30 protein-coding genes are annotated in these 25,479 nt (G+C 66.2%); 17 read left to right on the top strand and 13 right to left on the bottom strand.

Going from position 1 to position 25,479, the window contains the following annotated elements; translation table 11 throughout:
- Window positions 1–45: 45 nt before the first annotated feature.
- Window positions 46–1,014, top strand: a complete 969-nt coding sequence (locus B9Z03_RS07815; RefSeq protein ID WP_139832197.1) for a hypothetical protein — start codon at window positions 46–48, stop codon at window positions 1,012–1,014.
- A gap of 16 nt (window positions 1,015–1,030) precedes the next feature.
- Window positions 1,031–1,507, top strand: a complete 477-nt coding sequence (locus tag B9Z03_RS07820; protein ID WP_085463694.1) for a hypothetical protein — start codon at window positions 1,031–1,033, stop codon at window positions 1,505–1,507.
- 8 nt (window positions 1,508–1,515) lie between these two features.
- Here the strand turns inward: B9Z03_RS07820 and B9Z03_RS07825 are convergent, their stop codons facing one another.
- The 4 genes from B9Z03_RS07825 to B9Z03_RS07840 form a co-directional block, all read right to left on the bottom strand.
- Window positions 1,516–2,130 carry a LysE family translocator gene (locus tag B9Z03_RS07825; protein WP_085463695.1) on the bottom strand — a complete coding sequence of 205 codons (615 nt, stop codon included), beginning with the start codon at window positions 2,128–2,130 and terminating at the stop codon, window positions 1,516–1,518.
- 64 nt (window positions 2,131–2,194) lie between these two features.
- Entirely contained in the window at window positions 2,195–3,109 is a 915-nt protein-coding gene (locus tag B9Z03_RS07830; protein WP_244561684.1) for a DMT family transporter, read from the bottom strand.
- A gap of 107 nt (window positions 3,110–3,216) precedes the next feature.
- A complete protein-coding gene (typA, locus tag B9Z03_RS07835; protein ID WP_085463696.1) occupies window positions 3,217–5,043 on the bottom strand; it encodes a translational GTPase TypA in 1,827 nt (608 codons plus the stop codon).
- Between the two features lie 137 nt (window positions 5,044–5,180).
- Window positions 5,181–5,588: a hypothetical protein gene (locus B9Z03_RS07840; protein WP_085463697.1), complete on the bottom strand. Its 408-nt coding sequence runs from the start codon at window positions 5,586–5,588 to the stop codon at window positions 5,181–5,183.
- A gap of 83 nt (window positions 5,589–5,671) precedes the next feature.
- Here B9Z03_RS07840 and B9Z03_RS07845 point away from each other — a divergent pair, with 83 nt between their 5' ends.
- From B9Z03_RS07845 to B9Z03_RS07855, 3 genes are all read left to right on the top strand, one after another.
- Window positions 5,672–6,565 carry a ribokinase gene (locus tag B9Z03_RS07845; RefSeq protein WP_085463698.1) on the top strand — a complete coding sequence of 298 codons (894 nt, stop codon included), beginning with the start codon at window positions 5,672–5,674 and terminating at the stop codon, window positions 6,563–6,565.
- A complete protein-coding gene (locus B9Z03_RS07850) occupies window positions 6,556–6,885 on the top strand; it encodes a hypothetical protein (protein WP_085463699.1) in 330 nt (109 codons plus the stop codon). The genes B9Z03_RS07845 and B9Z03_RS07850 overlap by 10 nt, the downstream gene beginning before the upstream one ends.
- A gap of 82 nt (window positions 6,886–6,967) precedes the next feature.
- Window positions 6,968–7,330: a hypothetical protein gene (locus tag B9Z03_RS07855; protein ID WP_139832198.1), complete on the top strand. Its 363-nt coding sequence runs from the start codon at window positions 6,968–6,970 to the stop codon at window positions 7,328–7,330.
- Between the two features lie 3 nt (window positions 7,331–7,333).
- Here the strand turns inward: B9Z03_RS07855 and B9Z03_RS07860 are convergent, their stop codons facing one another.
- A complete protein-coding gene (locus B9Z03_RS07860) occupies window positions 7,334–8,275 on the bottom strand; it encodes a nucleoside hydrolase (RefSeq protein ID WP_085463701.1) in 942 nt (313 codons plus the stop codon).
- Window positions 8,276–8,410: 135 nt separating this feature from the next.
- Here B9Z03_RS07860 and B9Z03_RS07865 point away from each other — a divergent pair, with 135 nt between their 5' ends.
- Window positions 8,411–8,833: an Hsp20 family protein gene (locus B9Z03_RS07865; protein WP_085463702.1), complete on the top strand. Its 423-nt coding sequence runs from the start codon at window positions 8,411–8,413 to the stop codon at window positions 8,831–8,833.
- A gap of 82 nt (window positions 8,834–8,915) precedes the next feature.
- The gene (locus B9Z03_RS07870; RefSeq protein WP_085463703.1) at window positions 8,916–9,167 is read left to right on the top strand and encodes a BQ00720 family protein; all 252 of its coding nucleotides are present in this window, start codon (window positions 8,916–8,918) and stop codon (window positions 9,165–9,167) included.
- Window positions 9,168–9,180: 13 nt separating this feature from the next.
- Here the strand turns inward: B9Z03_RS07870 and ptsN are convergent, their stop codons facing one another.
- The 6 genes from ptsN to lptC all read right to left on the bottom strand — a co-directional run bounded on the left by ptsN (window position 9,181) and on the right by lptC (window position 14,217).
- The gene (ptsN, locus tag B9Z03_RS07875) at window positions 9,181–9,645 is read right to left on the bottom strand and encodes a PTS IIA-like nitrogen regulatory protein PtsN (RefSeq protein WP_085463704.1); all 465 of its coding nucleotides are present in this window, start codon (window positions 9,643–9,645) and stop codon (window positions 9,181–9,183) included.
- Window positions 9,646–9,714: 69 nt separating this feature from the next.
- Complete coding sequence (gene hpf / locus B9Z03_RS07880; RefSeq protein ID WP_085463705.1) at window positions 9,715–10,296, bottom strand: ribosome hibernation-promoting factor, HPF/YfiA family; 582 nt, start codon at window positions 10,294–10,296, stop codon at window positions 9,715–9,717.
- Between the two features lie 252 nt (window positions 10,297–10,548).
- Window positions 10,549–12,066: an RNA polymerase factor sigma-54 gene (gene rpoN / locus B9Z03_RS07885; RefSeq protein ID WP_085463706.1), complete on the bottom strand. Its 1,518-nt coding sequence runs from the start codon at window positions 12,064–12,066 to the stop codon at window positions 10,549–10,551.
- A gap of 113 nt (window positions 12,067–12,179) precedes the next feature.
- On the bottom strand, window positions 12,180–12,977 hold the full coding sequence (lptB, locus tag B9Z03_RS07890; RefSeq protein ID WP_085463707.1) for an LPS export ABC transporter ATP-binding protein: 798 nt from the start codon (window positions 12,975–12,977) through the stop codon (window positions 12,180–12,182).
- 12 nt (window positions 12,978–12,989) lie between these two features.
- The gene (locus tag B9Z03_RS07895) at window positions 12,990–13,547 is read right to left on the bottom strand and encodes an LptA/OstA family protein (protein ID WP_085463708.1); all 558 of its coding nucleotides are present in this window, start codon (window positions 13,545–13,547) and stop codon (window positions 12,990–12,992) included.
- Window positions 13,534–14,217 carry an LPS export ABC transporter periplasmic protein LptC gene (gene lptC / locus B9Z03_RS07900; protein WP_139832445.1) on the bottom strand — a complete coding sequence of 228 codons (684 nt, stop codon included), beginning with the start codon at window positions 14,215–14,217 and terminating at the stop codon, window positions 13,534–13,536. Before lptC ends, B9Z03_RS07895 begins: the two co-directional genes overlap by 14 nt.
- Window positions 14,218–14,520: 303 nt before the next feature.
- Between lptC and sppA the strand changes: the two genes are divergently transcribed.
- The 10 genes from sppA to B9Z03_RS07950 all read left to right on the top strand — a co-directional run bounded on the left by sppA (window position 14,521) and on the right by B9Z03_RS07950 (window position 24,114).
- On the top strand, window positions 14,521–15,498 hold the full coding sequence (gene sppA / locus B9Z03_RS07905; protein WP_085463710.1) for a signal peptide peptidase SppA: 978 nt from the start codon (window positions 14,521–14,523) through the stop codon (window positions 15,496–15,498).
- A 62-nt stretch (window positions 15,499–15,560) separates the two neighbouring features.
- The gene (locus tag B9Z03_RS07910) at window positions 15,561–15,845 is read left to right on the top strand and encodes an integration host factor subunit beta (RefSeq protein WP_085463711.1); all 285 of its coding nucleotides are present in this window, start codon (window positions 15,561–15,563) and stop codon (window positions 15,843–15,845) included.
- Between the two features lie 33 nt (window positions 15,846–15,878).
- Complete coding sequence (locus tag B9Z03_RS07915) at window positions 15,879–16,229, top strand: LapA family protein (protein ID WP_085463712.1); 351 nt, start codon at window positions 15,879–15,881, stop codon at window positions 16,227–16,229.
- Between the two features lie 28 nt (window positions 16,230–16,257).
- Window positions 16,258–17,220, top strand: coding sequence for a bifunctional Delta(1)-pyrroline-2-carboxylate/Delta(1)-piperideine-2-carboxylate reductase (locus B9Z03_RS07920; RefSeq protein WP_085463713.1), 963 nt, complete (start codon window positions 16,258–16,260; stop codon window positions 17,218–17,220).
- A 96-nt stretch (window positions 17,221–17,316) separates the two neighbouring features.
- Window positions 17,317–18,405, top strand: a complete 1,089-nt coding sequence (locus B9Z03_RS07925) for a class I SAM-dependent rRNA methyltransferase (RefSeq protein WP_085463714.1) — start codon at window positions 17,317–17,319, stop codon at window positions 18,403–18,405.
- Window positions 18,402–19,241 (top strand): TrmH family RNA methyltransferase, encoded by an 840-nt coding sequence (locus B9Z03_RS07930; RefSeq protein WP_085463715.1) that lies wholly within the window; start codon window positions 18,402–18,404, stop codon window positions 19,239–19,241. The genes B9Z03_RS07925 and B9Z03_RS07930 overlap by 4 nt, the downstream gene beginning before the upstream one ends.
- The gene (gene lspA / locus B9Z03_RS07935) at window positions 19,241–19,747 is read left to right on the top strand and encodes a signal peptidase II (protein ID WP_085463716.1); all 507 of its coding nucleotides are present in this window, start codon (window positions 19,241–19,243) and stop codon (window positions 19,745–19,747) included. Before B9Z03_RS07930 ends, lspA begins: the two co-directional genes overlap by 1 nt.
- A 52-nt stretch (window positions 19,748–19,799) precedes the next feature.
- Window positions 19,800–20,801: an acrylyl-CoA reductase (NADPH) gene (locus B9Z03_RS07940; protein WP_085463717.1), complete on the top strand. Its 1,002-nt coding sequence runs from the start codon at window positions 19,800–19,802 to the stop codon at window positions 20,799–20,801.
- A gap of 94 nt (window positions 20,802–20,895) precedes the next feature.
- Window positions 20,896–23,130: an ATP-binding protein gene (locus B9Z03_RS07945; protein ID WP_244561686.1), complete on the top strand. Its 2,235-nt coding sequence runs from the start codon at window positions 20,896–20,898 to the stop codon at window positions 23,128–23,130.
- Between the two features lie 102 nt (window positions 23,131–23,232).
- Complete coding sequence (locus tag B9Z03_RS07950; RefSeq protein ID WP_085463719.1) at window positions 23,233–24,114, top strand: l-ornithine N(alpha)-acyltransferase; 882 nt, start codon at window positions 23,233–23,235, stop codon at window positions 24,112–24,114.
- Between the two features lie 254 nt (window positions 24,115–24,368).
- Here the strand turns inward: B9Z03_RS07950 and arsC are convergent, their stop codons facing one another.
- Both arsC and B9Z03_RS07960 read right to left on the bottom strand, forming a co-directional pair.
- On the bottom strand, window positions 24,369–24,791 hold the full coding sequence (gene arsC / locus B9Z03_RS07955; protein WP_085463720.1) for an arsenate reductase (glutaredoxin): 423 nt from the start codon (window positions 24,789–24,791) through the stop codon (window positions 24,369–24,371).
- Window positions 24,788–25,477, bottom strand: a complete 690-nt coding sequence (locus B9Z03_RS07960; RefSeq protein WP_085463721.1) for an aquaporin — start codon at window positions 25,475–25,477, stop codon at window positions 24,788–24,790. Before B9Z03_RS07960 ends, arsC begins: the two co-directional genes overlap by 4 nt.
- Window positions 25,478–25,479: the final 2 nt, after the last annotated feature.

A 25,479-nucleotide genomic window follows, 5' to 3' on the forward strand; every position in this document is an offset into this window, starting at 1 on the left:
TTGGCCGTGGCTCTGGTGTCGTGTTCTCGCGCGCCTGATCGGGATTTGACACTCGCTTACGGAAAGGCGGTTCGCGAAGTCGGTCTCTTCCCTGTCTATCCGCCACGCGAGGAATTTCAGATCGGAGACGTGTATATGTGGTCGCAATCTATCAGCGACCCTAACGACACGGTATCCGTCTATCTGCTGACTCTCGATTGGCTCCGTCAGAAGGCGGATGACTTCATGGCCAGCCGGATCGTGTTCCGGAACACCGACTCGCTGGATCTGGAGGATCCGGACTACAGTTCCACCGATATTCCCGAGGGCTCGTCCGATCTTGCGCTTCGCGGCGACCATCGCGAGCCGGCGCTTTCGCGATCCCTGCCGATCGCGGCATTCCCGACTGTCTCCGCGGATGCCGGGTTTACGGCAGGGGCGGGCCTTGTGAACGTACTTACCTCCGTCGGACTTGCCGGAGGTTCACGCACGATCGTCACACTGGATTTCAACGACGTACGTACCTATTGGGTCCCGACCGCGCAGGTTCTGAACGATATCCGGGGGGATCTGGCTCCGAAGATAGGTCCTTTGCTCGAAGCAGGGACGATCGACCGAGACAGGCTGGTGAAGGCAAAGCGCGGCATCGCCACCGCACCCTGCTCAAACGGGCGTCGCTGCGGCATTTCGGTCGTAACGCGCGTCTACCTCACGCGTCAGATCAATTATACCTACCGGAACAATCGCATCGTTGCCGCGGCATTGCGGATCGCGGAAAAGCCGGGCGCGACAGCGCCACTCGCTCCGAGCATCAATGTTACGGTGAAGACCGACAATCAGGGCGTCATCGACAGCGCCGACATCGACACGCAACTGGTCGAAATACGAAAGCAGCTCGACAACCTCGGCGCCAACAACGCGCAGGGGCAGGCGTTCCGCTTCGAGTCGTGGAACGCTCGCGGGGTCACGTTCTCCAGCCGATACCAGCGCCCGGTTGTCGTGGGATGGGACGGCGCGGACCTTTCATTCATGTAGTCAGGGAGCTAGCGATATGCGCATTCATCTGGCGGCACTTGCACTCGTCATCGCTGGAGATGCCTCCGCGCAGACGATGAATGCGACATTGCGAGAAGATCAGCCGTATTTTCGATATTCGGTGACCGTTCCCGATGCGCTGTCGCAGAACGGCGCATCCCTCCCCCTCGAACTCGAATTGTTCGTTTCTCGATCGGGAGATGTGCAGATCGCGAAGACTGCCTCCCGGGCCAGCCTGTGCGACCCGATCTGCTGGCTGCAGGGGAGCCCGCCGCAGCGGATATGCCTGATCTTCCAAGGATGCCCCGGAGCCCCCGGCACCGGTCCGGGCCCGACCTTGCAGTCGCCTCTGCTGGTGGAGCTGTCCGCCCCGGCGATAACGACGATGACTGCGGGAACGCCGACGACCACGACATTGTCCATTCGGCCGATCTCTCAGGAACGCGTGGAGACCCCGTTGACGTACCAGCTCGAAATGCCGCCTGCACAGTAAGGCTGAAGCTACCCCCGCGTCGCGATGGCTGCCGCAGCGCCCGCCATCGTGCCGGCGCTGACGCGGTTGGCGAACCTGACCGCGCGGGGGCTCTTGAGCAGCTTGCGCGCCTGGGCGGCGGCGAACGCCCAGCTGCAATCGACCGCGATCAGCACCGCGAGCATGGTCAGCGTCAGCTCCGCCCAGCCGGTGACCGTCACCGTGGCGAGGTCGACGAATGTCGGCAGCAGCGCCAGGTAGAACATCATGATCTTCGGGTTGCCGAGCGTCACCGCCATCCCGGCGAAGAACAGCCGCATCGGCGCGTCGGCCTTGGGAAGGTCGCCTTCGCCGACCTCGGCGGGCGCGGTCCACATCTTCCAGGCGAGCCATGCCAGGTAGGCGACGCCGGCCCATTTCAGCACCACGAAGGCGAGATGGAAGGTCTGCGCCACATAGGCGAGGCCGAACACGGCGAGCGACAGCCAGATCGCCTCGCCGACCCACATGGCGATCAGGAACGGCAGCACGCCGGACATGCCGCGCGTCATCACGCGCGAGACGAGCGCGGCGATGGACGGCCCGGGCGAGCCGGATGCGACCAGCAAGGTGCCGGCGAAGATGAGCAGCGAGGTGAGATCCATAGCGATCCTCCGGATGCCGGTATAGCGCAGCTCCGCGGACACCGGAAGGCGGCGCCCTTGCGGGTTACACCGTCGCCTCGATCGGCTCCGCCAGCTTCGGATTGGTCCGCGCGGCGACGAGGCAACCGGCGATGATGAGGCCGGCCCCCGCCAGCGTCGTCCAGGACACGACCTCGCCGAACAGGAACCAGCCGAGCCCGATCGCCCAGACGAAGGCGGTGTATTCCATCGGGATCAGGTACTGGGCCTCGGCCCGCGCGTAAGCCCAGTTCATCATCAGGTTGCCGCCGAACGAAAGCGCCGCGACGCCGGCGATCGGTAGCCAAAGGTCGCTGGACGGCGCGACGGCTACCCAGGGCGCGCCGGACGCAAGGATGATGACGAGGATCAGGTTCTGGAAAAAGGAAATCTCCAGCGGCGGCGCGATGAGCGCCTGCCGGCGCATCAGGACGAGGTTGAACGCGTAGAAGACCGTCGAGAACAGAACGGCCGCCGTGCCGGCCAGGGCGTCAGAGGTATAGGTGGAATGGCCGAACTGTCCGGCCATGATGATCACGACACCGCCCATGCCGGCGAGCGAGCCCCAGATCGCCTGCTTGCGGACCCGCTCGCCGAGCAGCAGCGCGGCGAAGAACAGGGCGATCAGCGGCGCGATGAAGCTGAGCGCGATCGCCTCGGCCAGAGGCAGCTTCGCCAGACCCCAGAAGAAGGAAATCAGCGTGATGCCGATGACGACGGCGCGCAGCGCGTGAAGTTTCAGCGCTGCCGCCCTCGGGGCCGCAGGCCGCAGGAGCGACCAGGCGCCGCCGGCGGCCATCGTCACGACAACGCTGCGCCAGAGGATGGTGTTGTAGACGCCGATCGCGATGACGAGGCCCTTCATGGCCGCATCCATCACCGACATGAGGAAGATCGCAAACGCGCACACCGCCAGCGCGATCAGTGGCGAGGCGGCGGCAGCCGTCTTCAGCTTCGTCACGGGTTCCTCCTCCGGCGTTCGGGGAGGCGGTAGCCGCGCGCCGCGCAATGCGCCAGATGGCACGCGGGGCGAGACGGCGGTCCAGCCGTCTCGCGGGACCGGCAGGCTTACGCCGCGCCGGCGATCTTCTGCTTCTCGAAGCGCTTGCGGTCGTTCGGGTCGAGATGCATCTTGCGCAGCCGGATCGACTTCGGCGTCACCTCGACCAGCTCGTCGTCCTGGATCCAGGCGAGCGCGCGCTCCAGCGTCATGCGGATCGGCGGGGTGAGCTTCACCGCCTCGTCCTTGCCGGCGGCGCGGATGTTGGTGAGCTTCTTGCCCTTGAGCACGTTCACTTCGAGGTCGTTGTCGCGGCTGTGGATGCCGATGATCATGCCCTGGTAGACCTTGACGCCCGCGTCGATGACCATCGGGCCGCGGTCCTCCAGGTTCCACATCGCATAGGCGACCGATTCACCCTGCTCGTTGGAGATCAGCACGCCGTTGGTGCGGCCCGGTAGCTCGCCCTTGTAGGGCTCGTAGGCGTGGAACAGCCGGTTCATCACCGCCGTGCCGCGCGTGTCGGTCAACAGTTCCGACTGGTAGCCGATCAGGCCGCGCGTCGGCGCATGGAACACCAAACGCTGGCGGTTGCCGCCGGAAGGGCGCAGCTCGACCATCTCGGCCTTGCGTTCGCTCATCTTCTGCACGACGACGCCGGCATGCTCCTCGTCGACGTCGATGACGACCTCTTCGACCGGCTCCAGCGTCTGGCCGTTCTCATCCTTCTGCATCACGACGCGCGGTCGCGACACGGCGAGCTCGAAGCCCTCGCGGCGCATGGTCTCGATCAGCACCGCGAGCTGCAGTTCGCCGCGGCCGGAGACGAAGAACGAATCCTTGTCGGCGGATTCCTCGATCTTCAGCGCGACATTGCCTTCCGCCTCGCGCATCAGCCTGTCGCGGATGACGCGGCTGGTGACCTTGTCGCCCTCGGTGCCGGCGAGCGGGCTGTCATTGACGAGGAAGGACATGGTGACGGTCGGCGGGTCGATCGGCTGCGCCTGCAGCGGCTCGGTGACGGCCGGGTCGCAGAACGTGTCGGCGACGGTGCCCTTGGTCAGGCCGGCGATCGCGACGATGTCGCCCGCCTGGGCCTCCTCGATCGGCTGACGCTCGAGGCCGCGAAAGGCGAGGATCTTCGACACGCGGCCGGTCTCGACCAGCGAGCCGTCGCGCGCCAGCACCTTGACCGCCTGGTTGGGCTTCAGCGAGCCGGACTCGATGCGGCCGGTGATGATGCGGCCGAGGAAGTTGTTGGCCTCCAAGAGCGTGCCGATCATGCGGAACGGGCCGGGATGCACCGTCGGCGCCGGCACGTGCTTGACGATGAGGTCGAACAGCGGCGCGAGCTTCTGGTCCTTCGGGCCTTCCGGGTTCTCGGAGACCCAGCCGTCGCGGCCGGAACCGTAGAGGATCGGGAAGTCGAGCTGCTCGTCGGTCGCGTCGAGCGCGGCGAAGAGGTCGAACACCTCGTTGACCACCTCGACGTGGCGCGCATCGGGACGGTCGATCTTGTTGATGACGACGATGGGCCGCAGGCCGACCTTGAGCGCCTTGCCGACGACGAACTTGGTCTGCGGCATCGGGCCTTCGGCCGCGTCGACCAGCACGATGGCCGAGTCGACCATCGACAGGATGCGCTCCACCTCGCCACCGAAGTCGGCGTGGCCGGGCGTGTCGACGATGTTGATGCGGGTGTCCTTCCACTCGACCGAGGTCGCCTTGGCAAGAATGGTGATGCCGCGTTCCTTTTCGAGATCGTTCGAGTCCATCGCGCGCTCGGCGACGCGCTGGTTCTCGCGGAAAGAGCCGGCCTGTTTGAGGAGTTCGTCGACCAGCGTGGTCTTGCCATGGTCGACGTGTGCGATGATCGCGATGTTACGCAGGTTCATATGGAGTCCAGGGAATCGAGGGCGGCCCGACGCTGCGGCCGGCCGATGTTCGGCGCGCTCATACAGGTTTTTTCGCAGATGCGAAAGGGGCGCGCGCCAATCGCCCAGGGCAATCGCATGACGGCTGTGCCGCCGGGTCAGCCCTGATCGATATCGATGCCGTGCAGCTCGACGACCTCGGGCTGGATCATGCGGGCGTGGTGCGACAGGAGTACGATGTCGGCGTCGATGCCTGAGCCGTGGGCGAGGGCTGCGTCAACCCGGCGGCTGGCATCCGAAAGCGCCTCGTCGCCATTGGCGTGCGCGAAGGCCCCGCCTCCGAGCACGCAGTAGGCGAACAGCGCCGCGACGGGGGGATAGGCCTGCGGCGGTGGCTCGTTCTCGCCGTGGCGGTCCTTCAAGAGGTTCACCAGCGCGAGCTTGACCCCTTCGGGCACCAGGGAGGGATGCAGGTCGAAGGTCCTCAGCGCCGCGTCGACGCTGCGCAGGTCCTCCGAGCGGCCGAACCGGCCGAGGAACCCGAACGACGATCCGCGTCTTGCCATGCATCCTCCCGGGCACCTGCCGCCCTTTCGTCACGGATATGGATACTCTAACCTCCGCCGCCAAATCACGGGGGAAGCATTTCTTGATCACCGTCATCGGATCCATCAACCTCGACCTCATCGCGACGGTCGGCCGCTTGCCGTCGCCGGGCGAGACCGTCCCGGGCACAGGTTTCCGCTCCGCGCCCGGCGGCAAGGGCGCAAACCAGGCGCTTGCCGCGCGGCGCGCAGGCTCGGATGTGCGGATGGTCGGCGCGGTCGGAAAGGACGCGTTCGCCGGTGAGGCGCTGGCGCTGCTCAAGGAGGGAGGCGTCGATCTCTCCCTCGTCGCCGAGACGGATGCGCCGACCGGCACGGCGCTGATCCTGGTCGGCTCCGACGGTGAGAACATGATCGCGGTGGTGCCCGGCGCAAACGGCGAGGTCGCGCCGGCCGCGCTCGCGGGCCTTTCGCTTGCCGCCGGCGAGCACGTCCTCTTGCAGCACGAGATACCTCTCGACACGGTTTCGGCCGCGCTTGAGGCCGCGAGGGCGGCGGGGGCGGTCTCGATCCTCAACACCGCCCCGTTCCGCGCGGAAGCAGCCGCCTTTGTCGCGGCGGCGGACTATCTCGTCGCCAACGAGACCGAATTCGACCTTTACGCCAAGGAACTGGCGCTTTCCGGCGCCTCTCGGGAGGCGAAGATGGAAGCCTATGTGGGCAAGACAGGGCGCACGGTGATCGTCACGCTCGGGGGCGACGGCGTCGTCGCGGCCAGCCCGGGTGGAACGCTGTCGGTGCCTGCCATGAAGATCACGCCGGTCGACACGGTTGGAGCCGGCGACACCTTCTGCGGCTATCTTGGCGACGGGCTCGCGCGGGGGCTTGCCCTCGAAGCCGCGATCCGCCGCGCCTCGGTGGCGGGCTCGCTCGCCTGCCTCAAGCCCGGCGCCCAGCCGTCGATACCGCTCGATGCGGAGGTTGCCGCGTGTCTCTGACGCCGGGCGTCCGCTTCGTCCGCCGCTTCTCCGGCCTCCTGCCGCTGGTGATCGTCGCGGCGCTGTTCGCAGCACCCGTCATCATCTGGCTGGTCAAGGACGACGGACCGGCCATCGTCACCGAACGGCTCAAGGCCCGCATCGTCGCCCTGGGCCCGGCCGCGGAAAAGGAGCGGCGCATCGTCGTCAGCCTGGAGGACGGCATGAGCGTCGTCATCCGCACCGACAAGGTCCCGCCCGACGCGAAACCCGGCGACGATATCGAAGTCCTTCGCTCCAAAAAGCCGACGGGGGAGATCGATTACGACCTGGATGGGTAGCCACTATTAGTCGCCTGAGATTCTGCTCAGGTTAGCTTGAAAGTTTCGCCGGCCTATCCGAAATCTATCGAACATGATGAGGATGACGGCCGCGATCATTCGATATTGGCTGGCGCAGAACGGCAAAGGCCTGGCTTCTGCCATCGCTATAGTTGCCGGTTTCGGACTTTTGGTCTTCTTGGCTGAGACTCGCGACGTGAGTCCGATCGTCTCGCGCAGGCCGATGTCGGGCACGATACTATCGATCTCGCCGACTATGGGCTGGTTCCACAACTCTCGTGGATACTACAATGACTATTCCGTTCAATTGGATGACGGCTCGACAGTGAATCTCAAGGGGCCTGTTGGCGCGCCGATGCTGATTGGCCAACGCGTCCAGATGATCCAAATTGCGCGTGAGAACGGGCGGACAAGATACATCTTGCCCGACGCCCTCGACTGGTAGCCGCTAAAGCCGCCCCAACCGCTCCACCAGCAGCGCGAAGAAGCCGTCGTGGTCGATGTCGCGCATCACCAGCGCGTTCTTCGGCCGTTTTGTCACGCTCCACCAGTCGATGACGGTCATGCCCATCGTCAGTTCCGAGGCAGTTTCCACCGTCACGTTGCAGTCGCGGCCCGAGAACAGCTCCGGCTTCAGGAGATAGGCGATCACGCAAGGGTCGTGCAGCGGGCCGCCGTCGGAGCCGTATTTCTGCTCGTCGAAGCGCTCGAAAAATTCGAGCATCTCCGCGGTCGCGATGCCGACACGGGTTCCCAGATCCCGGAACCGCTTCACCCGCACGGCCTTGGTCAGCGCCTTGTGGGTGACGTCGAGCGGCATCATCACGATCGGCACGCCCGAGCGGAACACCACGTCGGCGGCCTGCGGGTCGACATAAATGTTGAACTCGGCCGCAGGGGTCACGTTGCCGCCCTCGAAGAAGCCGCCGCCCATCAGCACGATCTTTTTGATTCGCTTCGCGATCTTCGGTTCGCGGATCAGCGCCAGCGCGATGTTGGTGAGCGGCCCCAGCGGGCACAGCGTCACCGTGCCGGGCTCCTCGGCCATCAGCGTCTCGACGATGAAGTCGACGGCGTACTGCTCCTGCAGCTTCATCGTCGGCTCGGGCAGCACCGGCCCGTTGAGGCCCGTCTGGCCATGCACCTCTTCCGCCGTCACCAGCGTGCGCGCCAGCGGACGGATGGCGCCTGCGAACACCTTCGTCTCGGGCTTGCCTGCCAGTTCGCAGATCTTGCGGGCGTTCTTCTCGGTCAGCTTCAGCGGCACGTTTCCGGCCACCGCCGTGATGCCGAGGATGTCGAGCTCGGGGCTCGCCAGCGCCAGCAGGATGGCGACGGCGTCGTCCTGTCCCGGATCGGTGTCGATGATGATCTTCTGCGTGTCTGCCATGTTTCCCTTCTCGGCCCTCCGCAGCGTCTTTCTGGCGCCTTGAACTGGAGGGCGGCGCGGACCATATCAGAGGCACGCGCCGGAATGCCATCCGGGTTCGGGCGCTTTTCAGGTCGCTCTCGAAGAGGACATGACATGTCGCGTGTGACGCCCTTCTCGAACCCGCTGATGCTGGGTTTCGAGGCCATGGAAAAGACGCTGGAGCGCGTCGCCAAATCCGGCGACGGCTATCCGCCCTACAACATCGAGCGGGTCAGGAGCGAAGGTGCGGCCGAGAGGCTGCGCATCACCCTTGCCGTCGCAGGCTTCTCCGAATCGGACCTCGATGTCTCGATCGAAGAGAACCAGCTCTGGGTGAGAGGCAGGCAGCAGGACGAGGAGCCGCGGGAATTCCTCCACCGGGGAATAGCGTCGCGCCAGTTCCAGCGCACCTTTCTTCTCGCGGACGGAATGCGCGTGGTCGGAGCGGAGCTCAAGAACGGGCTTCTTGCGATCGACCTCGACCGGCCGGAACCCGAGCGGCTGGTACGAAAAATAAACATCTCGGTGAAAGACTGACCGGGTCGTGCACCCTGGTGCGGAACCGGAAGCTCTGGCGCGGGTTGGTCCGATGAAGGACGCCCGCCTTTAGGAGGCTGACATGACGAATGAAAAGATCAACATCACCCAAGCCGAACTGGCCCATGTGGGCGAGGGCGCCCTTGCCTACCTGCGCGAAATCGGCAGCGATGAGCTCACCGCGCGCTTCCCCGGCATGCCCGAACTGGAATCCGGGCTGAAGCTGTGGGCGCTGTTCGCGGCCAACGGCCAGCCGATCCTGCTGAGCGACGCCCGCGACACCGCGCTGGCCGGTGCGTTCCAGAACGACCTGACGCCTGTCAGTCTCCACTGACCGGAACGGCCTTTCACGCGGCGTGGGAGGCCGGGGTCTCAGACAGGAATGAATGGATGGCGGCCGGGTCCGCGGTCGCGCGGATCTTCGCAACCGTGTCGCCATCCCGCAGCACCCGCGCGATGCGCGACAGGGCCTTGAGATGATCCGCTCCGGCGCCTTCGGGGGCCAGGAGGAGGAAGACAAGGTCCACCGGCTGGTCGTCCAGCGCCTCGAATTCAACCGGCTGCTCGAGCCGGGCGAAAAGCCCGGTGATCTTCTTCACGCCGGCGAGCTTGCCGTGCGGGATCGCGATGCCGTTGCCGACGCCGGTCGAGCCGAGGCGCTCCCGCTGGAGGATCGTGTCAAAAACTTCCCGCTCGGGAATGCCGGTCATTTCGGCGGCCTTCTCGGAAAGGAGCTGCAGAAGCTGCTTCTTCGAGTTTGCTCGCAGCGAGGGCATGATCGCCTTTTGGTCGATCAGGTCGCTCAGGTCCATTGTTCTTCCCCTGCTTCCGCTTCGGGCCGCCGCGCGAATCGCACAATTGCGCCCTGGAGAGCGCGTGGATTAGGTGCCGCGGGTCTGCAGCGACGGGTCGATCCAGCCGATGTTTCCGTCGGGCCGGCGGTAGACGATGTTCAACTGGTCGCTTCCCGAATTGCGGAAGACGAACACCGGGCTGTCCTTCGCGTCCAGCTCGATGACGGCTGAGGCGACGGACATGGAACGCAGGGACAAAACGCTTTCCGCCACGATGGCCGGGGCGTAGTCGGCGGGTATCTCCTCGTCATCGTCGGGGAGGGCTTCCATCACGCGATACGACATGTCGGTCGCGTTGCCGTTGGAATTGCTGGAATTGTAAGATTTCAGCCTGCGATTGTAGCGCCGCAGGCGTTTTTCGATTCGTTCAGCGGCGGCTTCGAAGGCCGGAACCGGATCCTGGCCCTGCCCGGTGGCCTGCAGGGTCAGCCCGGTGTCGAGATGCACGATGCAGTCGGCGGTGAAGCGCGACCCCTGTTTCTCGACCGTCACATGCCCTGAGAACCCGCCGTCGAAATATTTGGCAACCGCGTCGGTGATGCGTTCCTCGATGCGTCCGCGGAACGCATCGCCGATTTCCATCTGCTTGCCCGAAATTCGCAGGTTCATTTGAGAATTGACCTCTTTTGACCGTTTTCGAACTGGACGAATCTTATACCTGTGACGGCGGTGCACAAGGTTTGTGTCGGCTTTTCAGCCGGAGTTCGGTTCAAGGTCCTGCATTGGCCGCATCGCACCCTGCTCTCTCGGCAGTGCTGGCAACCGGCGCCCGTTCCATGCGGCGGGGCTTCTAGAGACTCCGTCTCTGGATGTCAACGAAGGCCGGGCGGACGCAACGGCGTCTGAGTGCCACATTGCCGCTCAGGCGTTGGCGAAGGCCATCGCGCGCTTTTCCCGGCGGCGCTGCACGGAGGACGGAATATTCATGCCCTCCCGGTATTTGGCGACCGTCCGGCGCGCGATGTCGATGCCGGTTTTCCGCAGGATATCCACAATCGCGTCGTCGGACAGCACGTCCGCCGACTGTTCCTGTTCGATCAGGCTGCGGATGCGGTGGCGGACCGCCTCGGACGAGTGCGCGTCGCCGCCCTCGGCCGACGCGATCGAGGCGGTGAAGAAGTAGCGCAGCTCGAACACGCCACGCGGGGTCAGCATGTATTTGTTCGAGGTCACCCGCGACACGGTCGATTCGTGCATGCCGATGGCGTCGGCGACCGTGCGCAGGTTCAGCGGCCGAAGATGGCTCACACCATGCGCGAGGAAGCCGTCCTGCTGGCGCACGATCTCCGCCGTGACCTTGAGGATCGTCCTGGCCCGCTGGTCGAGGCTGCGGGTCAGCCAGTTGGCGTTCTGCAGGCACTCGGCCAGGAAATCCTTTTCGCCGGCGTTGCGCGCGGTCGCATTCACCCGCGTGTAATAGGCCTGGTCGACCAGCACGCGGGGCAGGGTTTCCGGGTTGAGCTCGATCGTCCAGCTGCCATCGGGCGCGGCCTTCACGATAACATCGGCGATGATACTGGTCGTCGGCCCTGTGGAAAAGGCCAGCCCGGGCTTGGGATCGAGCGCCCGGATTTCCGCCAGCATGTCGATCAGGTCCTCCTCGTCGACGCCGCAGATGCGGCGCAGCGCCTGGAAATCGCGCCGGGCGAGGAGTTCGAGATGCGCCAGAAGCTTGGCCATGGCCGGATCGAGCCTGTTGCGGGCGCGCAGCTGCAGCGACAGGCATTCGGCGAGATCGCGGCCGAAGATGCCCACCGGATCGAAGGTCTGGCACACGCCGAGCACGCGCTCGACCACCCTGGCCGCGATGTCGAGCCGCTCGGCGGTTTCCGCGACGTCGCCGCGGAAATAACCCGCCTCGTCGAGCGAATCGGCAAGATCGGCGGCGATCATCCGGTCGACCGGATCGACGAAGGCGAAGGAAATCTGCTCGGCGATATGGTCCCGGAGCGTCACCGGACGGGCGGCGACTGCGTCCAGGTCGAAGCCCTCGCTCGCCGGCTGCTTACCGTTGCTGTTCGATTTCCATTGTGCGGCGAGGTCCGGACCCAGACGGTCGATCGCGCCCGGCTCGTCGGGGAAGACGTTCTCGAGCGTGCTGTCGAGCTTGTCTGAAATGGTCTCGGCGCTCCATTCGAGCTCCGGCTCCAGCCAGTCGGACGAAGGCTCGTCCGGAAGGGGCGCGGCCTCTGGCCCATCCTCGCCGCCCGACGCCTCGTCCGACACGCGTTCGAGCAGGGGGTTGCGCTCGATCTCCTCGTCGATGAACCGTTCCAGCTCGGTGTGGGTGTATTGCAGCAGACGGATCGACTGCATCAGCTGCGGCGTCATGACGAGCGCCTGCGACTGTCGCATCTGAAGCTTGGCTGCTAACGCCATCTACCGGACTCGACCCCACCCTGATCCAGGCCACGAGATTCCACCCGGCCGGGATTTGCCGGGCAATGAAACTGGCCCAGCTCTTGCTTGTCAAGGCTAGCAGCCCGACCTTCCTAAAGGGTAAAGCTCTCGCCGAGGTAAAGTCGGCGCACATCGGGGTTGTTGATGATGTCGGCAGCGCGGCCGTGGGTCAGCACTTCGCCTGCGTGCAGGATGTAGGCGCGGTCGATCAGACCCAGTGTCTCGCGGACATTGTGGTCTGTGATCAGCACGCCGATGCCGCGGCTGGTCAGGTGCCGGACAAGCTGCTGGATGTCGGCCACCGCGATCGGGTCGATGCCCGCGAAGGGCTCGTCGAGCAGCATGAAGGTCGGCCGGCTGGCAAGCGCGCGCGCGATCTCGAGCCGCCGGCGCTCGCCGCCGGACAGCGCGATGGACGGCGATTTGCGCAGATGCGAGATATGAAACTCCTCGAGCAGCGCGTCGAGCGACCGCTCGCGCTCCGCCTTGTTCTTCTCCACGACTTCAAGCACGGCGCGGATGTTGTTCTCGACCGAGAGGCCGCGGAAGATCGACGCCTCCTGCGGCAGATAGCCGATGCCGAGCCGCGCGCGGCGGTACATCGGCATGCTCGTGACGTCGAACCCGTCCAGCTCGATCGTGCCCTTGTCGACGGGCACCAGCCCCGTGACCATGTAGAAGCAGGTCGTCTTGCCCGCGCCGTTGGGACCGAGAAGCCCCACCGCCTCGCCGGCGCGCACGCCGATCGAGACGCCGCGCACCACGTCGCGGCCCTTGTAGCTCTTGGTCAGCCCGCGCGCGATCAGCGTGCCCTTGGCGTGCGCCTTGTCGGAGGCGATCGTGGGCCGCGCCTCGGCAGCGGCCTTCACGCCCTTTTTCGGGTCCGGCATCGAATTCAAGCGCTATTGGCCCTGCTTCTCGGGGGTGAGCAGCATCTTGACGCGTCCCGAGCCGCTGCCGCAGCCTTCCAGCTTCGCCGCGCCGGACTTCATCTCGACGGTCAGCTTGCAGCCGACGATCACGTTCTGCCCCTCGGTGAGGACGACCTCGCTGCCGGTGAGCGTCATGATCTCGGTGGCCATGTCGAACGTGCCGCGGTCGCCGGTCGCGACCTGGGTCTTCGTCTTCACGTAGACCTTGCCGTCGACTTCCATCCGCTCGATGTTGCCGCCGCCGGGCATCGTGGTGGACGACGCCTCCGCGCCTTCCTTCTTCTTGTAGTGCACGGTCATCTTGCCCGACTTCAGCAGCGTGTCGCCCTGCACGACGCTGACATTGCCGGTGAAGATGGCGATGCTCTCGGTGTCGCGCACCTCGAGCTTGTCGCTCTCGATCTGGATGGGCTTGTCGCCCTGGAGCTGGAGGCCGGAGAAATTGCCTGTCCGTTCCTGGGCCAGCGCGCCCGTCGCCATAAGCGCGAGGCCGGCGCAAAGGCCGGCCAGAAGCCTAGTTGTACGCATTGCCGCCCCCACTCGCCGCCTCGCCTGATTTCTTGCTGGGTTCGATGTCGACGCGCACGCGATTCTCGAACACGATCACGCGGCCGTTGTCGGCCATGTTCATCGACAGCGCCTTGATCTTCGACCCGTTCAGCAGGATCTCGACCGGGTCGCCCGTCGACATCGTGCCGGCATTCATATCCAGATTGGCCGAGTTCAGGTTGGCGGTCATGCCGTCGGTGGTCGTCACCGTCATCGGGCTGTCGATCACCAGCGTATTGTTGCCGTTGTCGTAGACGCCGCTCTTGGCGACGACCTTGGCCGTGTTCTTCGGATCCACCGGCAGCTTGGCGTCGATGCCCTCGAGATGGATGACGCTGGTGTTGCCGAGATCCTGGATCGCGCGGACGGCCGTCATCGTGTAGGGCAGCTTGTCCCTGGTGAAGCCGTCGAGCTTCGGATTGGCCATTACGAGCTTGCCGTCGCTGATGGCCGCGCCTTCGATGTCGATCCCCGCCACGGTGGGAATCGACAGATAGGACCAGCCGATGAAGCCGACCACGCCCGCCACCGCGAGGCCCGGCAGCCATACCTTCAGCCACCGTACAAGGCGCGAATGACGCTGCGCGCGGGCGAACACCTCGTCCGCTCGCGCGGCAGGCGTCAGCGCGCGCGTTTCGGCGCTTTCCATACCTGTTGCCTTGGCTGCCGTCATCCTGCGGTCGATACTCCGGCTTCGCTTGATTGTGCGCTGCCCAAACGCACATGGAAATAGGTCCGCTTTCCGACGGCGGAACTCTAAATGCCTCTTACATTCCAATATGGTTATTTTTGGATGAAATGACAGGGGCCAGACTGCCCTAACGCAGTTGCGAGAGGCAAATTGTGCGCTGCGTCAACATGATGCGCCACCGGATCGGGGTGGCGACCCGCCGCGGGTTGTTCTAGAAACGCTCATCGACAGACGAGCGCAACCGCCCGGAGCGAGACCGACATGGCCCTGAGAGCCGACGAGATGATTGATCGCCGCCGCCTGCGGCGCAAGCTGACGTTCTGGCGCGTCGTCGCGATCCTGATCGCCGCCGCGGCCATCGCCGCCTCGACCGGCTGGGCGATGCGCGACAGCCTGGGCGGCGCCGCGGTCGCCCACATCGCCAAGGTCAAGATCGAGGGCACCATCACCGAGGACGAGGAACTCCTGAAGCGCCTGAAGGACGTGACCGAGTCCGACAGCGTCAAGGGCGTGATCCTGTCGATCGATTCGCCCGGCGGCACGACCGCAGGCGGAGAGGCGATCTACGAGGCGGTCCGCAAGCTCGCCACTGCCAAGCCCACCGTCGCCCAGGTGGGCACGCTGGCGGCCTCCGCCGGTTACATGATCGCCAGCGCGTCCGACCACATCGTGGCCCGCCAGTCGTCCATCGTCGGCTCGATCGGCGTGCTGGTCCAGTTTCCCAACTTCACCGGCCTGATGGACAAGATCGGCATCACGCTCGACGAGGTGAAATCCTCCCCGCTCAAGGCCGAGCCCTCGCCCTTCAACGTCACCACCGACGAGGAGCGGGCGATGCTGCGCGCGATGATCATGGATTCCTACGACTGGTTCGTCGGCCTCGTGGACGAGCGCCGGCCGCTGTCGCGCGACGAGGTCCTGTCGCTCGCCGACGGCTCCATCTTCACCGGCCGCCAGGCGCTGGCGAACAAGCTGGTCGACGAGCTCGGCGGCGAGGAGAAGGCCAAGGACTGGCTGGTCACCAAGGGGGTCGATTCCGGGCTCGACATCGTCGAGTGGAAGCCGCGCAGGTCGACCACGGACTTCTTCCTGTCGAGCGCGCTCGGTCAGCGGATCGCCGCTTTGCTGGGTATTCCCGGCCTCGACGCGGATCTCCTGGAGAAGATCGGCGCGGACCGCATCTTTCTTGACGGTATGCTGTCGCTCTGGCACCCTAAATCAGCGGCCGTCTCGGACTAAGTGACGGATTTTCAAGCATCGTTCCTTTGCAGTCGTGAGTTTTCGAAGGGGGAAGCAGTCGCATGATCAAGTCCGAACTTGTCCAGCTTATCGCCAATCGCAACCCGCATCTTTTCCTGCGCGACGTCGAGAACATCGTGAATGCGATCTTCGAGGAGATCACCGATGCGCTGGCCTCGGGCAGTCGCGTCGAACTGCGCGGTTTCGGCGCGTTTTCGGTCAAGAACCGGCCCGCGCGCACCGGCCGCAACCCCCGCACCGGCGAATCCGTCGAGGTCGAGGAGAAGTGGGTGCCTTTCTTCAAGACCGGCAAGGAACTGCGTGAGCGCCTCAATATCGAGGATTGACGTCGGCAGTACCGCAGTTATGTCAGGCAGACCATGCTGAACCGCGTTCTTCTCGTCGTCGTCCTTGTCCCGCTCGCGGTCATCCTGATCGTCCTGGCGGTCGCCAACCGCGTGCCGGTCGCCTTTACGCTCGACCCATTCAATCCGGGCAATCCGGCCCTCACGCTGCAGCTTCCCCTGTTCGTGATGCTCTTCCTCGCGCTGGGCGTCGGTCTCGTCCTCGGCAGTTTCGCCACCTGGTGGAAGCAGGGCCGCTACCGCAAGGAGGCGCGCAACAAGACGCGCGAGGTCCAGTCGCTGATGCGGGAGATCAGCGACCGCAAGCCTGTGCCCCCGGCGCCCGTGGCCCCTTCCGTCGGCTCGGTTCCGGCGACGCGGCACTGAACTTATCCCGGAGAATTCCCACGTGCGCATGATCTTGGCCGCAGATGTCGACCGCGTCCTCGATTTCGCCCCTCTGGTCGAAACGTTGCGCACCGCGTTCCGTGACGGCGCGGTGCAGCCCGTCCGCCATCACCACACGATCGAGCGGCCCGATGGGACGAACCCGACGCTGCTTTTGATGCCGGCCTGGAGCGATCTGGTGCGCGCCGGAACCTCAGAGGGCGGCCATATCGGCGTCAAGATCGTCACCGTCTCGCCCGACAACAATGCCATCGGCAAGCCCGCCGTGACGGGGCTCTACCTGCTGCTCGACGCGAAGACCGGCGAGCCCCAGGCGCTCATCGACGGCCAGCGGCTCACCCAGTGGCGCACGGCCTGCGCGTCGGCGCTGGCGGCGACCTATCTCGCCCGGGAGGACGCTTCGAAGCTGCTGATCGTCGGCGCGGGCGCCCTGTCGCGCTTCCTTGCGAGGGCGCATTCGGCGGTCCGGCCGATTGCCGACATCCGCATCTGGAACCGCACTGCCGCCAACGCCGAGGCGACCGCCGCCGATCTCAAGAAGTCGGGGCTGAACGCCTCGGTCGCCCACGACCTGGACGAGGCGCTCGGTTGGGCCGACATCGTCTCGGCGGCCACCATCTCCACGGAGCCGCTGATCAAGGGCGCGCTGCTATCGCCGGGCGCACATGTCGATCTCGTCGGCGGCTTCACGCCGACGATGCGCGAGGCGGACGACGACTCGATCCGCCGCGCGCGGGTCTATGTCGACACCCGCGCCGGCGCGACCAAGGAGGCGGGCGACATCGTCCAGCCGCTCGCATCCGGCGTGCTGGCGAAGGACGACATCGTCGCCGACCTGCACGAACTCGCGCGCGGCGAGAAGCCGGGTCGCGGCTCGCCCGACGAGGTCACGCTGTTCAAGTCCGTCGGCGCGGCGCTGGAAGATCTGGCGGCGGGAATCGCCGTCTACGAAAAGATCGGCCGGGCCTGACGTCGAGACCCTGCGCGCGGGCTTTCCGGTCGCGCGGTTGCAGCCTCACCCTTGCTGTGGCAGAAGCCGCGAACTCCACGGGACGATGGATCAGGTTTGAAACCGCCGCGCGACAAACGTCGGCCTTCGAAGGCAAGACCGGGACAGCCGGCGCAGACGCCGTTCCGGCCGCTGCCGGGCGGTGCTGCTCCGAGGGTGAAATCCGACCGTGCAGAGGCCGAGCCGAGGCAAGGTTTCGCTCAGACTCCCGTCGCGCTGCGCCAGCCTGTGCCGCGGCGGCCGGGTGCGCTGCCGGCGGAGAACCTGCCGCTGATCCTCGAAGTCCTGCCCAATGCAGATTATGCGCTGCTCGATTCCGGCGACGGCGAGAAGCTGGAGCAATACGGCCCCTACCGGATCGTGCGCCCCGAAGGGCAGGCGATCTGGCGCCGCGCGCTGCCCGAGCGCGATTGGACGAATGTCGACGCGGTCTTCACCGGCGACACCGACGAGGAAGGTATCGGCCGCTGGCGCTTTCCGAAGCAGCCGCTCGGCGAGACCTGGCCGATGACGCATGACGGCATCTCCTATCTCGGCCGTTTCACCTCCTTCCGCCATGTGGGCGTCTTCCCCGAGCAGGCTCCGCACTGGAGCCACATGGAGGGGCTGATCCGTGACGCGAACCGGCCGGTGAAGGTGCTCAACCTGTTCGGCTATACGGGGCTCGCTTCGCTCGTGGCCGCCCGTGCCGGCGCCGAGGTCACTCATGTCGACGCCTCGAAGAAGGCGATCGGCTGGGCGCGCGAGAACCAGGAGATCGCGCGGCTGTCCGACAGGCCGATCCGCTGGATCTGCGACGACGCGATGAAATTCGTCGAGCGCGAGGCCCGCCGCGACAGCCGCTACGACATCATCCTGTTCGACCCGCCGGCCTATGGCCGCGGCCCCAAGGGGGAGGTCTGGCAGCTGTTCGAGGACCTGCCGGCAATGGCCGATCTCTGCCGCCAGATCCTGACGCCGAAGCCGCTGGCGGTGGTGCTGACCGCCTACTCCATCCGCGCCTCGTTCTTCGCCATCCATGCGCTGATGCGAGATATCTTCGCCGGCATGGGCGGCACGGTCGAATCCGGCGAACTGATCATCCGGGAGAAGTCCGCCGGCCGCGCCCTCTCCACCTCCCTCTTCTCGCGATGGGTGGCCAAATGACCGAAAGGCGCGCCGTCGGGCAGGTGAAGGAGGTCACGAGCCTCGCCAACCCGATCGTCAAGGACATCAAATCGCTGGCGCTGAAGAAATTCCGCGACCAGCGCAATGTCTTCATGGCCGAGGGGCTGAAGCTCGTCATCGACGCGCTCGACCTAGGCTGGACCATCGAGACGCTGGTCTTCGCCAAGTCCGCCAAGGGCAATCCAGTGGTCGAGAAGGTCGCCGCGCGCACCGTCGCCGCTGGCGGCCTGGTGCTCGAAGTGACCGAGAAGGTGCTGGCCGCGATCACCCGCCGCGACAATCCGCAGATGGTGGTGGGCGTCTTCCGGCAGCGTTGGAAGCCGCTGTCAGAGGTTCGCCCGGCCGCCGGCGATGTCTGGGTTGCGCTCGACCGGGTGCGCGATCCGGGCAATCTCGGCACGGTGATTCGCACCGCCGATGCGGTGGGCGCGAAGGGCGTCATCCTCGTCGGCGACACGACCGACCCGTTCTCGGTCGAGACCGTGCGGGCGACGATGGGGTCGGTGTTCGCAGTGCCCGTCGCGAAAGCGGGCGAGCAGGAATTCCTCGCCTGGCGGAAAGGCTTTAGCGGCCTCGTCGTCGGCACGCACCTGAAGGGCGCGGTCGACTACCGGACGGTTCCCTATGCGGGCAAACCCGTTCTCCTCCTGATGGGCAACGAGCAGCAGGGCCTGCCCGAGACGCTGGCCTCCGCCTGCGACCGGCTGGTGCTGATCCCGCAGGCGGGACGGGCGGATTCGCTCAACCTCGCGGTCGCGACCGGCATCATGCTGTTCGAGATCCGCCGCGAAGCCTTGAAGGTCGTTGCCCGCTGATGTCGAAGCGTATCCTTGCGATCTACGCGCTCGTCGCGGTCGCGGCCGCCGGGCTGGACCAGTGGATCAAGCAGCTGGTCGTGGCGAACATGGAGCTTTACGAGCGGATCGACGTGATGCCGATGTTGTCGCTCTACCATACGCGCAACACCGGCATCGCCTTCTCGTTCCTGTCCGGCCTCGACGACACGATCATGGTCGTGCTGACGGGCGTTGTGATGCTGTTCATCGTCTGGCTGGCCGCCAAGGCCGAGCCGCACCAGCATCTGGCGCGCACCGGCTTCGCGCTGATCGTCGGCGGTGCGCTCGGCAACATCATCGACCGCTCGACCCTCGGCTATGTGGTCGACTACGTCCTGTTCCATACGCAGACCTGGTCGTTTGCCGTCTTCAACCTGGCCGATGCCTTCATCTCGGTCGGCGCCGCGCTGGTGGTGCTGCAGGAGATCCTCGACTGGCGCCGCGGTTCCGCCGGCGCTGGCCGCAACCCGCCCGACGGCGCTTGAAACGCCGTTCCCCAACACGCAAGATCGCCAAGACATCCGGAGGAATTCGACAATGACCGATCGTTTCAAGGCCATCCTCATCTCGCGCGACGAGGAAAAGCGCCAGTCCGTCGCGGTGACGGAGCTGACCGAGGCGGACCTGATGGAGGGCGACGTGACCGTTGCCGTCGAGGCCTCGACCGTCAACTACAAGGACGGCCTCGCGATCACCGGCAAGTCGCCGGTCGTGCGCCGCTTCCCGCTCGTGCCCGGCATCGATTTCGCCGGCACGGTGCTTTCCTCCTCGCATCCCGACTGGAAGGCCGGCGACAAGGTGATCCTCAACGGCTGGGGCACCGGCGAGACGCATCACGGCGCCTATGCCGGCCGCTCGCGCGTCAAGGGCGACTGGCTTGTGCCGCTGCCGGCCGGAATGAGCGTCTTCGACGCGATGTCGGTCGGCACAGCCGGCTATACCGCCATGCTGTCGGTGATGGCGCTGGAGCGCCACGGCATCACGCCCGATCGCGGCCCGATCGTGGTGACGGGCGCGGCCGGCGGCGTCGGCTCCGTGGCGATCGCGATCCTGTCCAAGCTCGGCTACCACGTCATCGCCTCGACCGGCCGCGTCTCCGAGGAGGCCTATCTGAAGGAACTCGGCGCGGCCGAGATCATCCCGCGCGACGAACTGTCCGGACCGGCCAAGCCGCTCGCCAAGGAGCGCTGGGCGGGCGGCGTCGATGCCGTCGGCAGCCACACGCTCGCCAACGTCCTGTCGATGACCTCCTATGGCGGCGCCATCGCGGCGTGCGGCCTGGCGCAGGGCATGGACCTCCCGACAAGCGTCGCGCCCTTCATCCTGCGCGGCGTCTCCCTCCTCGGCATCGACTCGGTCATGGCGCCCAAGGCGCTGCGCCTGGAGGCATGGAAGCGCATCGGCACCGATCTCGACCACGCCAAACTGTCGGCCATCTCCACCCGAATTGGCTTCGACGGCATCATCGACGCGGCGAAGGCGATCATCGACGGCCGCATCCGCGGCCGCGTGGTCATCGACATGGCCGACGCGAAGTAGCCTGAAGTCAAGCTTTCCGGGCCTGTCGCTAAAATCTTAGCGTTCGGCCCAAACCTTTCTCCATCGCTGCCGGGCTACCGTCCGGCGCATGACGATGGGTCAGGAACCGAAAGCCGACGAACCTTCCGCGGGGCCGGTGTCCGCGAAGGGTGCGAGCGGCCGTCTCGCATTCAGGCTGCTGGTCACGATCAGCGCCTGCGTGACCTTGCTCGGCTTCGTCTCGCGTCTCACCGGCGGCCCGCTGTTCCTCGCGATCGCGCTCGTCTGCGCCGGCCTGGCCGGCCTGGTCGCGGCGCGCTGGGCCCAGATCCAGTTCCAGCGCAGCCGGGCGAGGGAGCACGACGCTGCCGCCCGCACCCATGCCGAGATCGAGACCCTCGCCGATCGCATGTGGGAGATGCAGGAGAGCGAGGAGCGCTTCCACGGCCTGATCGACGCGCTCGGCGACCTTGTGGTGCATCGCGACCGCGCCGGCCGCATCGTCTACGTCAACGCCGTCTTCGCCGGCCTGTTCGGCACCAGCCCGCGCAATCTCGCCGGCCGCACCCTCGCAGAGCTCGGCATCGAGGTCGGGCTTGTGCCCGACGCCGCCTTCGCCGACGGTGAGTGCCTGAGCTCCACCGACGTGCCGATCCACACCGGGGGCGGCACGCGCTGGTTCTCCTGGATCGAGCTGTCGGTGCGCGACAAGTCGAACGGCGCTGTCTCGCACCGCGCGATCGCCCGCGACATCACCGCGCGCAAGCGGGCCGAGAAGTCAATGTCTGCGGCCAAGGCCCGCGCGGAGGATGCGAGCCGCGCCAAGTCGCAGTTTCTCGCCACGGTCAGCCACGAGATCCGCACGCCGATGAACGGCATCATGGGCATGGCCAAGCTGCTCGCCGACACCGAGCTCACGCCCGAGCAGCAGACCTATGTCGGCGCGGTCTCGACCTCGGCGTCGGCCCTGCTCGCTCTGATCGACGACCTGCTCGACTTCTCCAAGATCGAGGCCGGGCGCTTCGAGCTCGAACCGCTGCCGACCTCGGCGCGTGAGCTGGTGGAGAACGTCGTCGAGCTGCTCGCGGCCCGCGCCTACGGCAAGAATGTCGGGCTCGGCTGCCATGTATCGCCCGACGTGCCGGCGCAGTTCCTCGCCGACCCCGGCCGCCTGCGCCAGGTGCTGCTCAATCTCATCGGCAATGCGATCAAGTTCACCGACGACGGCGGCGTGCTGGTTTCGGTGACCACGTCGGGAACAGGTGCTGCGCGGCGGATCGCCTTCGCGGTCGCCGACACCGGGCCGGGTCTGCGCGAGGAAGACCTGGAGCGCATCTTCCGCGAGTTCGAGCAGGCCGACGGCACCTCGACCCGCCGGCACGGCGGAGCGGGCCTTGGCCTTGCGATCTCGCGCCGCATCGCCGAGGCGATGGGCGGCAAGATCACGGTCGAGAGCACCGAAGGCGAGGGCTCCGTCTTCACGCTCGACGTGCCGGCTCCGGCCGACACCGAGGCCGAGGCGCAGCCGTCGCGGGCGCTCGCCGGTTTCGGCGTGGTGGTCTTCTCCCACAACATCATCGAGGCGGAGGCGATCGCCCTCACCATGCGCGCGCATGGCGGCTCGGCGGCGATCGCCCGCACGCCGGAGGAGACGATCGAGCGCCTGCGCGGCAGCGATGCCCGCGCCGTGCTCATCGACGCGGCCCTTGAAAGCAGCGATGGCCGGATGCTGGCGAGGGTCCGCGGCGGCGTTGACCGGGAGATCGCCGCGCTCACGCTCATCGCGCCCACCGATCGCGGCCGCCTGGCCGAATTCCGCGCCAACGGCTACGAGACATTCCTCGCCCGGCCGGTGCGCGGCGAGACGCTGGTGCGCCTGCTTCTCCAGCGCGAGATTGCAACGTCGGGCGGAGCAGCCAGCGCCGCCGGGCCGGCCGGTCGCCGCACCTCGGCCAGCGGTCGCCTGAACGTGCTGCTCGCCGAGGACAACGAAATCAACGCGCTGCTCGCCCGCGTCGCGCTGCAGAAGGCCGGCCATTCGGTCGACGTCGTCACCAATGGCAGGGCGGCGGTCGATGCGGTGATCGAGACCGCCAGCGTTCGCCGCTACGACGTGGTGCTGATGGACCTGCACATGCCGGTGATGGACGGTCTCGACGCCATTGCTCTGATTCGGAAATTCGAGGATGAGAAGGGTCTGCCGGCCATTCCGATCGTTGTGCTGTCCGCCGACAGCCAGGAGGCCACCCGCCACGGCGTGCTCGCCCACGGTGCCTCCGGATTCGTCACCAAGCCGCTGGATCCGGCAAAACTGGTCGAGGCGATCGAGGGCCACGCGGCCGCGGCCTAGAACCGGTCTTTCCACAGACCATCTTGCCGACACCGTTCCGTCATGGTCCTGTTGCAGGAAACCAGTATGTCGCTTGCGACGGTGGCATTCGGAGGATAGGCGATGCACACGACGCTGGAGCGCGCGCGCACCACTTTCCCGCTTTCCCCGGCAAGGCCGGCGGCCGAGGCCGTTATTCCTGCTGGGGCACTTCTCGGACGGATCGGTCCGCTCGAGGTTCGGCTTGCCCGCAACTCCTCGGAGATCGCGGCCGCGCAGGAGGTGCGCTTCCGGGTCTTCTACGACGAACTGGGGGCCAAGCGCGACTATGTCCACGAGCTCGAAGCGCTCGATGCGGACCGTTTCGACGCGATCTGCGACCATCTCGTCGTCTTCGACACCGCCATCAGCGGGCCGGACCACCGCCAGATCGTCGGCACCTACCGGCTGCTGCGCCAGGAGGCTGCCTCGGTCGCGGGCGGGTTCTATTCCTCGGACGAGTTCGAGATGGACGTGCTGGTGGCTCGCCATCCCGGCCGCCGTTTCCTTGAGCTCGGGCGCTCCTGCGTGCTGCCCGAGTACCGCACCAAGCGCACGGTGGAGCTGCTCTGGCAGGGCATCTGGGCCTATGCGCGGCGTCACGGCGTCGACGTCATGACCGGTTGCGCCTCCTTCCCGGGCGTCATTCCGGCTGCGCATGCCGAGGCGCTGTCGTTCCTGGCGCATCATTGCGCGGCGGATGCGGACTGGCACACGCGCGCGGTTTCGGCACGCTTCCATACGATGGACCTGATGCCGGTCGAGGCAGTGAACCAGAAGGCCGCGCTGCTTGCCATGCCGCCGCTGATCAAGGGCTATCTGAGGCTCGGCGCCCGCTTTGGCGAAGGCTGCGTGGTCGACCGTGACTTCGGCACAACGGACGTCTTCGTCATCCTGCCGGTGGAACGGATCTCCGAGCGTTACATCAACTATTACGGTGCCGAGGCGACCCGTTTCGCGGCGTGAGCCGAACGTTCCGGATTTCGGTTGATCTCGGTCAAGGCGCCATTCCGCCGACGGGTTAGGTGTCTTCCATCAACAGATGGAGGATGAGATGCCTGCTGATACCGTGATCGTCGTTGCCGGCGTTCTTGCCGCTTTTGCGTTTTTCACCGCGACACTGCTCTTTGTCGATATGGGTTCGGCTGAGAAGTAAGGCTTCGTCACACGTCGGGCTCGCTTCCTTCCGCGTTCGGCGGGAAGCCACCTGAGACGTTTTCCTACGATACCCTTCGTCCGCCGGCGTCGATCACCACCTCGCCGTCTTCCTTCACGAATGGGCCGATGTCCGGATTCGGGAGGATGTCTAGGACGGCTTCGGAAGGTCGGCACAGCTTCGTGCCGAGCGGGGTCTCGACGATCGGCCGGTTGATCAGGATCGGATGCGCCAGCATCAGGTCGATCAGTTCGGCGTCGCTCCATTTCGGGTCGGCCAGGCCGAGATCCGCATAAGGCGTGCCCTTTTCGCGCAACAGCGCGCGGGGCGTGATGCCCATCGCGCCGATCAGGTCCACCAGCCGCTCTCGCGACGGCGGCGTCTTCAGATATTCGACGACCACCGGTTCGTCGCCGGACTGGCGGATCATCGCCAGTGTGTTGCGCGAGGTGCCGCAGTCGGGATTGTGGTAGATGGTGATGGTCATTCGGCGGGTCTCGTCTCGAGGGTTTTCCGGGGCTCGGCCAGCATCCATGCGGCCAGGATCATGGCGAGCAGAGCGCCGGCGAATTCCGCGACGATGAAGCCCGGCAGGTCAGCGGGACGGATGCCGGCGAAGGTGTCGGTGAAGGCGCGTGCGATGGCGACGGCCGGATTGGCGAAGGATGTCGACGCAGTGAACCAGTAGGCCGCGGTGATGTAGAGCCCGACCAGCCAGGGGATCGCGTCGGAGCGGAAGCGCAGGCCGGCGAGGATGGTGAACACCAGGCCGAAGGCGGCGATGCCCTCCGCCAGCCATTGCGGCGCACCGGTGCGCAGCGTGGCCGACGCCTGGAGAAGCGGCAGGTCGAACATGGCGTGCGCGGCGAGCGTGCCGGCAATGCCGCCGACGACCTGCGCCACAGCATAGGCCGCAGCCGCGCCCCCGTCGATCTCGCGGCGCAGCGCGAAGACCAGCGTCACGGCCGGATTGAGATGCGCTCCCGACAGCGGCCCCAGCAGCGTGATCAGCACCACGAGGATCGCGCCCGTCGGCAGCGTGTTGCAAAGAAGCGCAAGCGCCACGTCGTCGGTCAGCCGGTCGGCCATGATGCCGGAACCGACGACGGTCGCGACGAGGAAGCCGGTTCCAAGCGCTTCGGCGGCAAGCCGGCGCAACAGGTCGGGCGCCATCT

This window comes from Mesorhizobium australicum (assembly GCF_900177325.1).
Taxonomy (GTDB): domain Bacteria; phylum Pseudomonadota; class Alphaproteobacteria; order Rhizobiales; family Rhizobiaceae; genus Mesorhizobium_A; species Mesorhizobium_A australicum_A.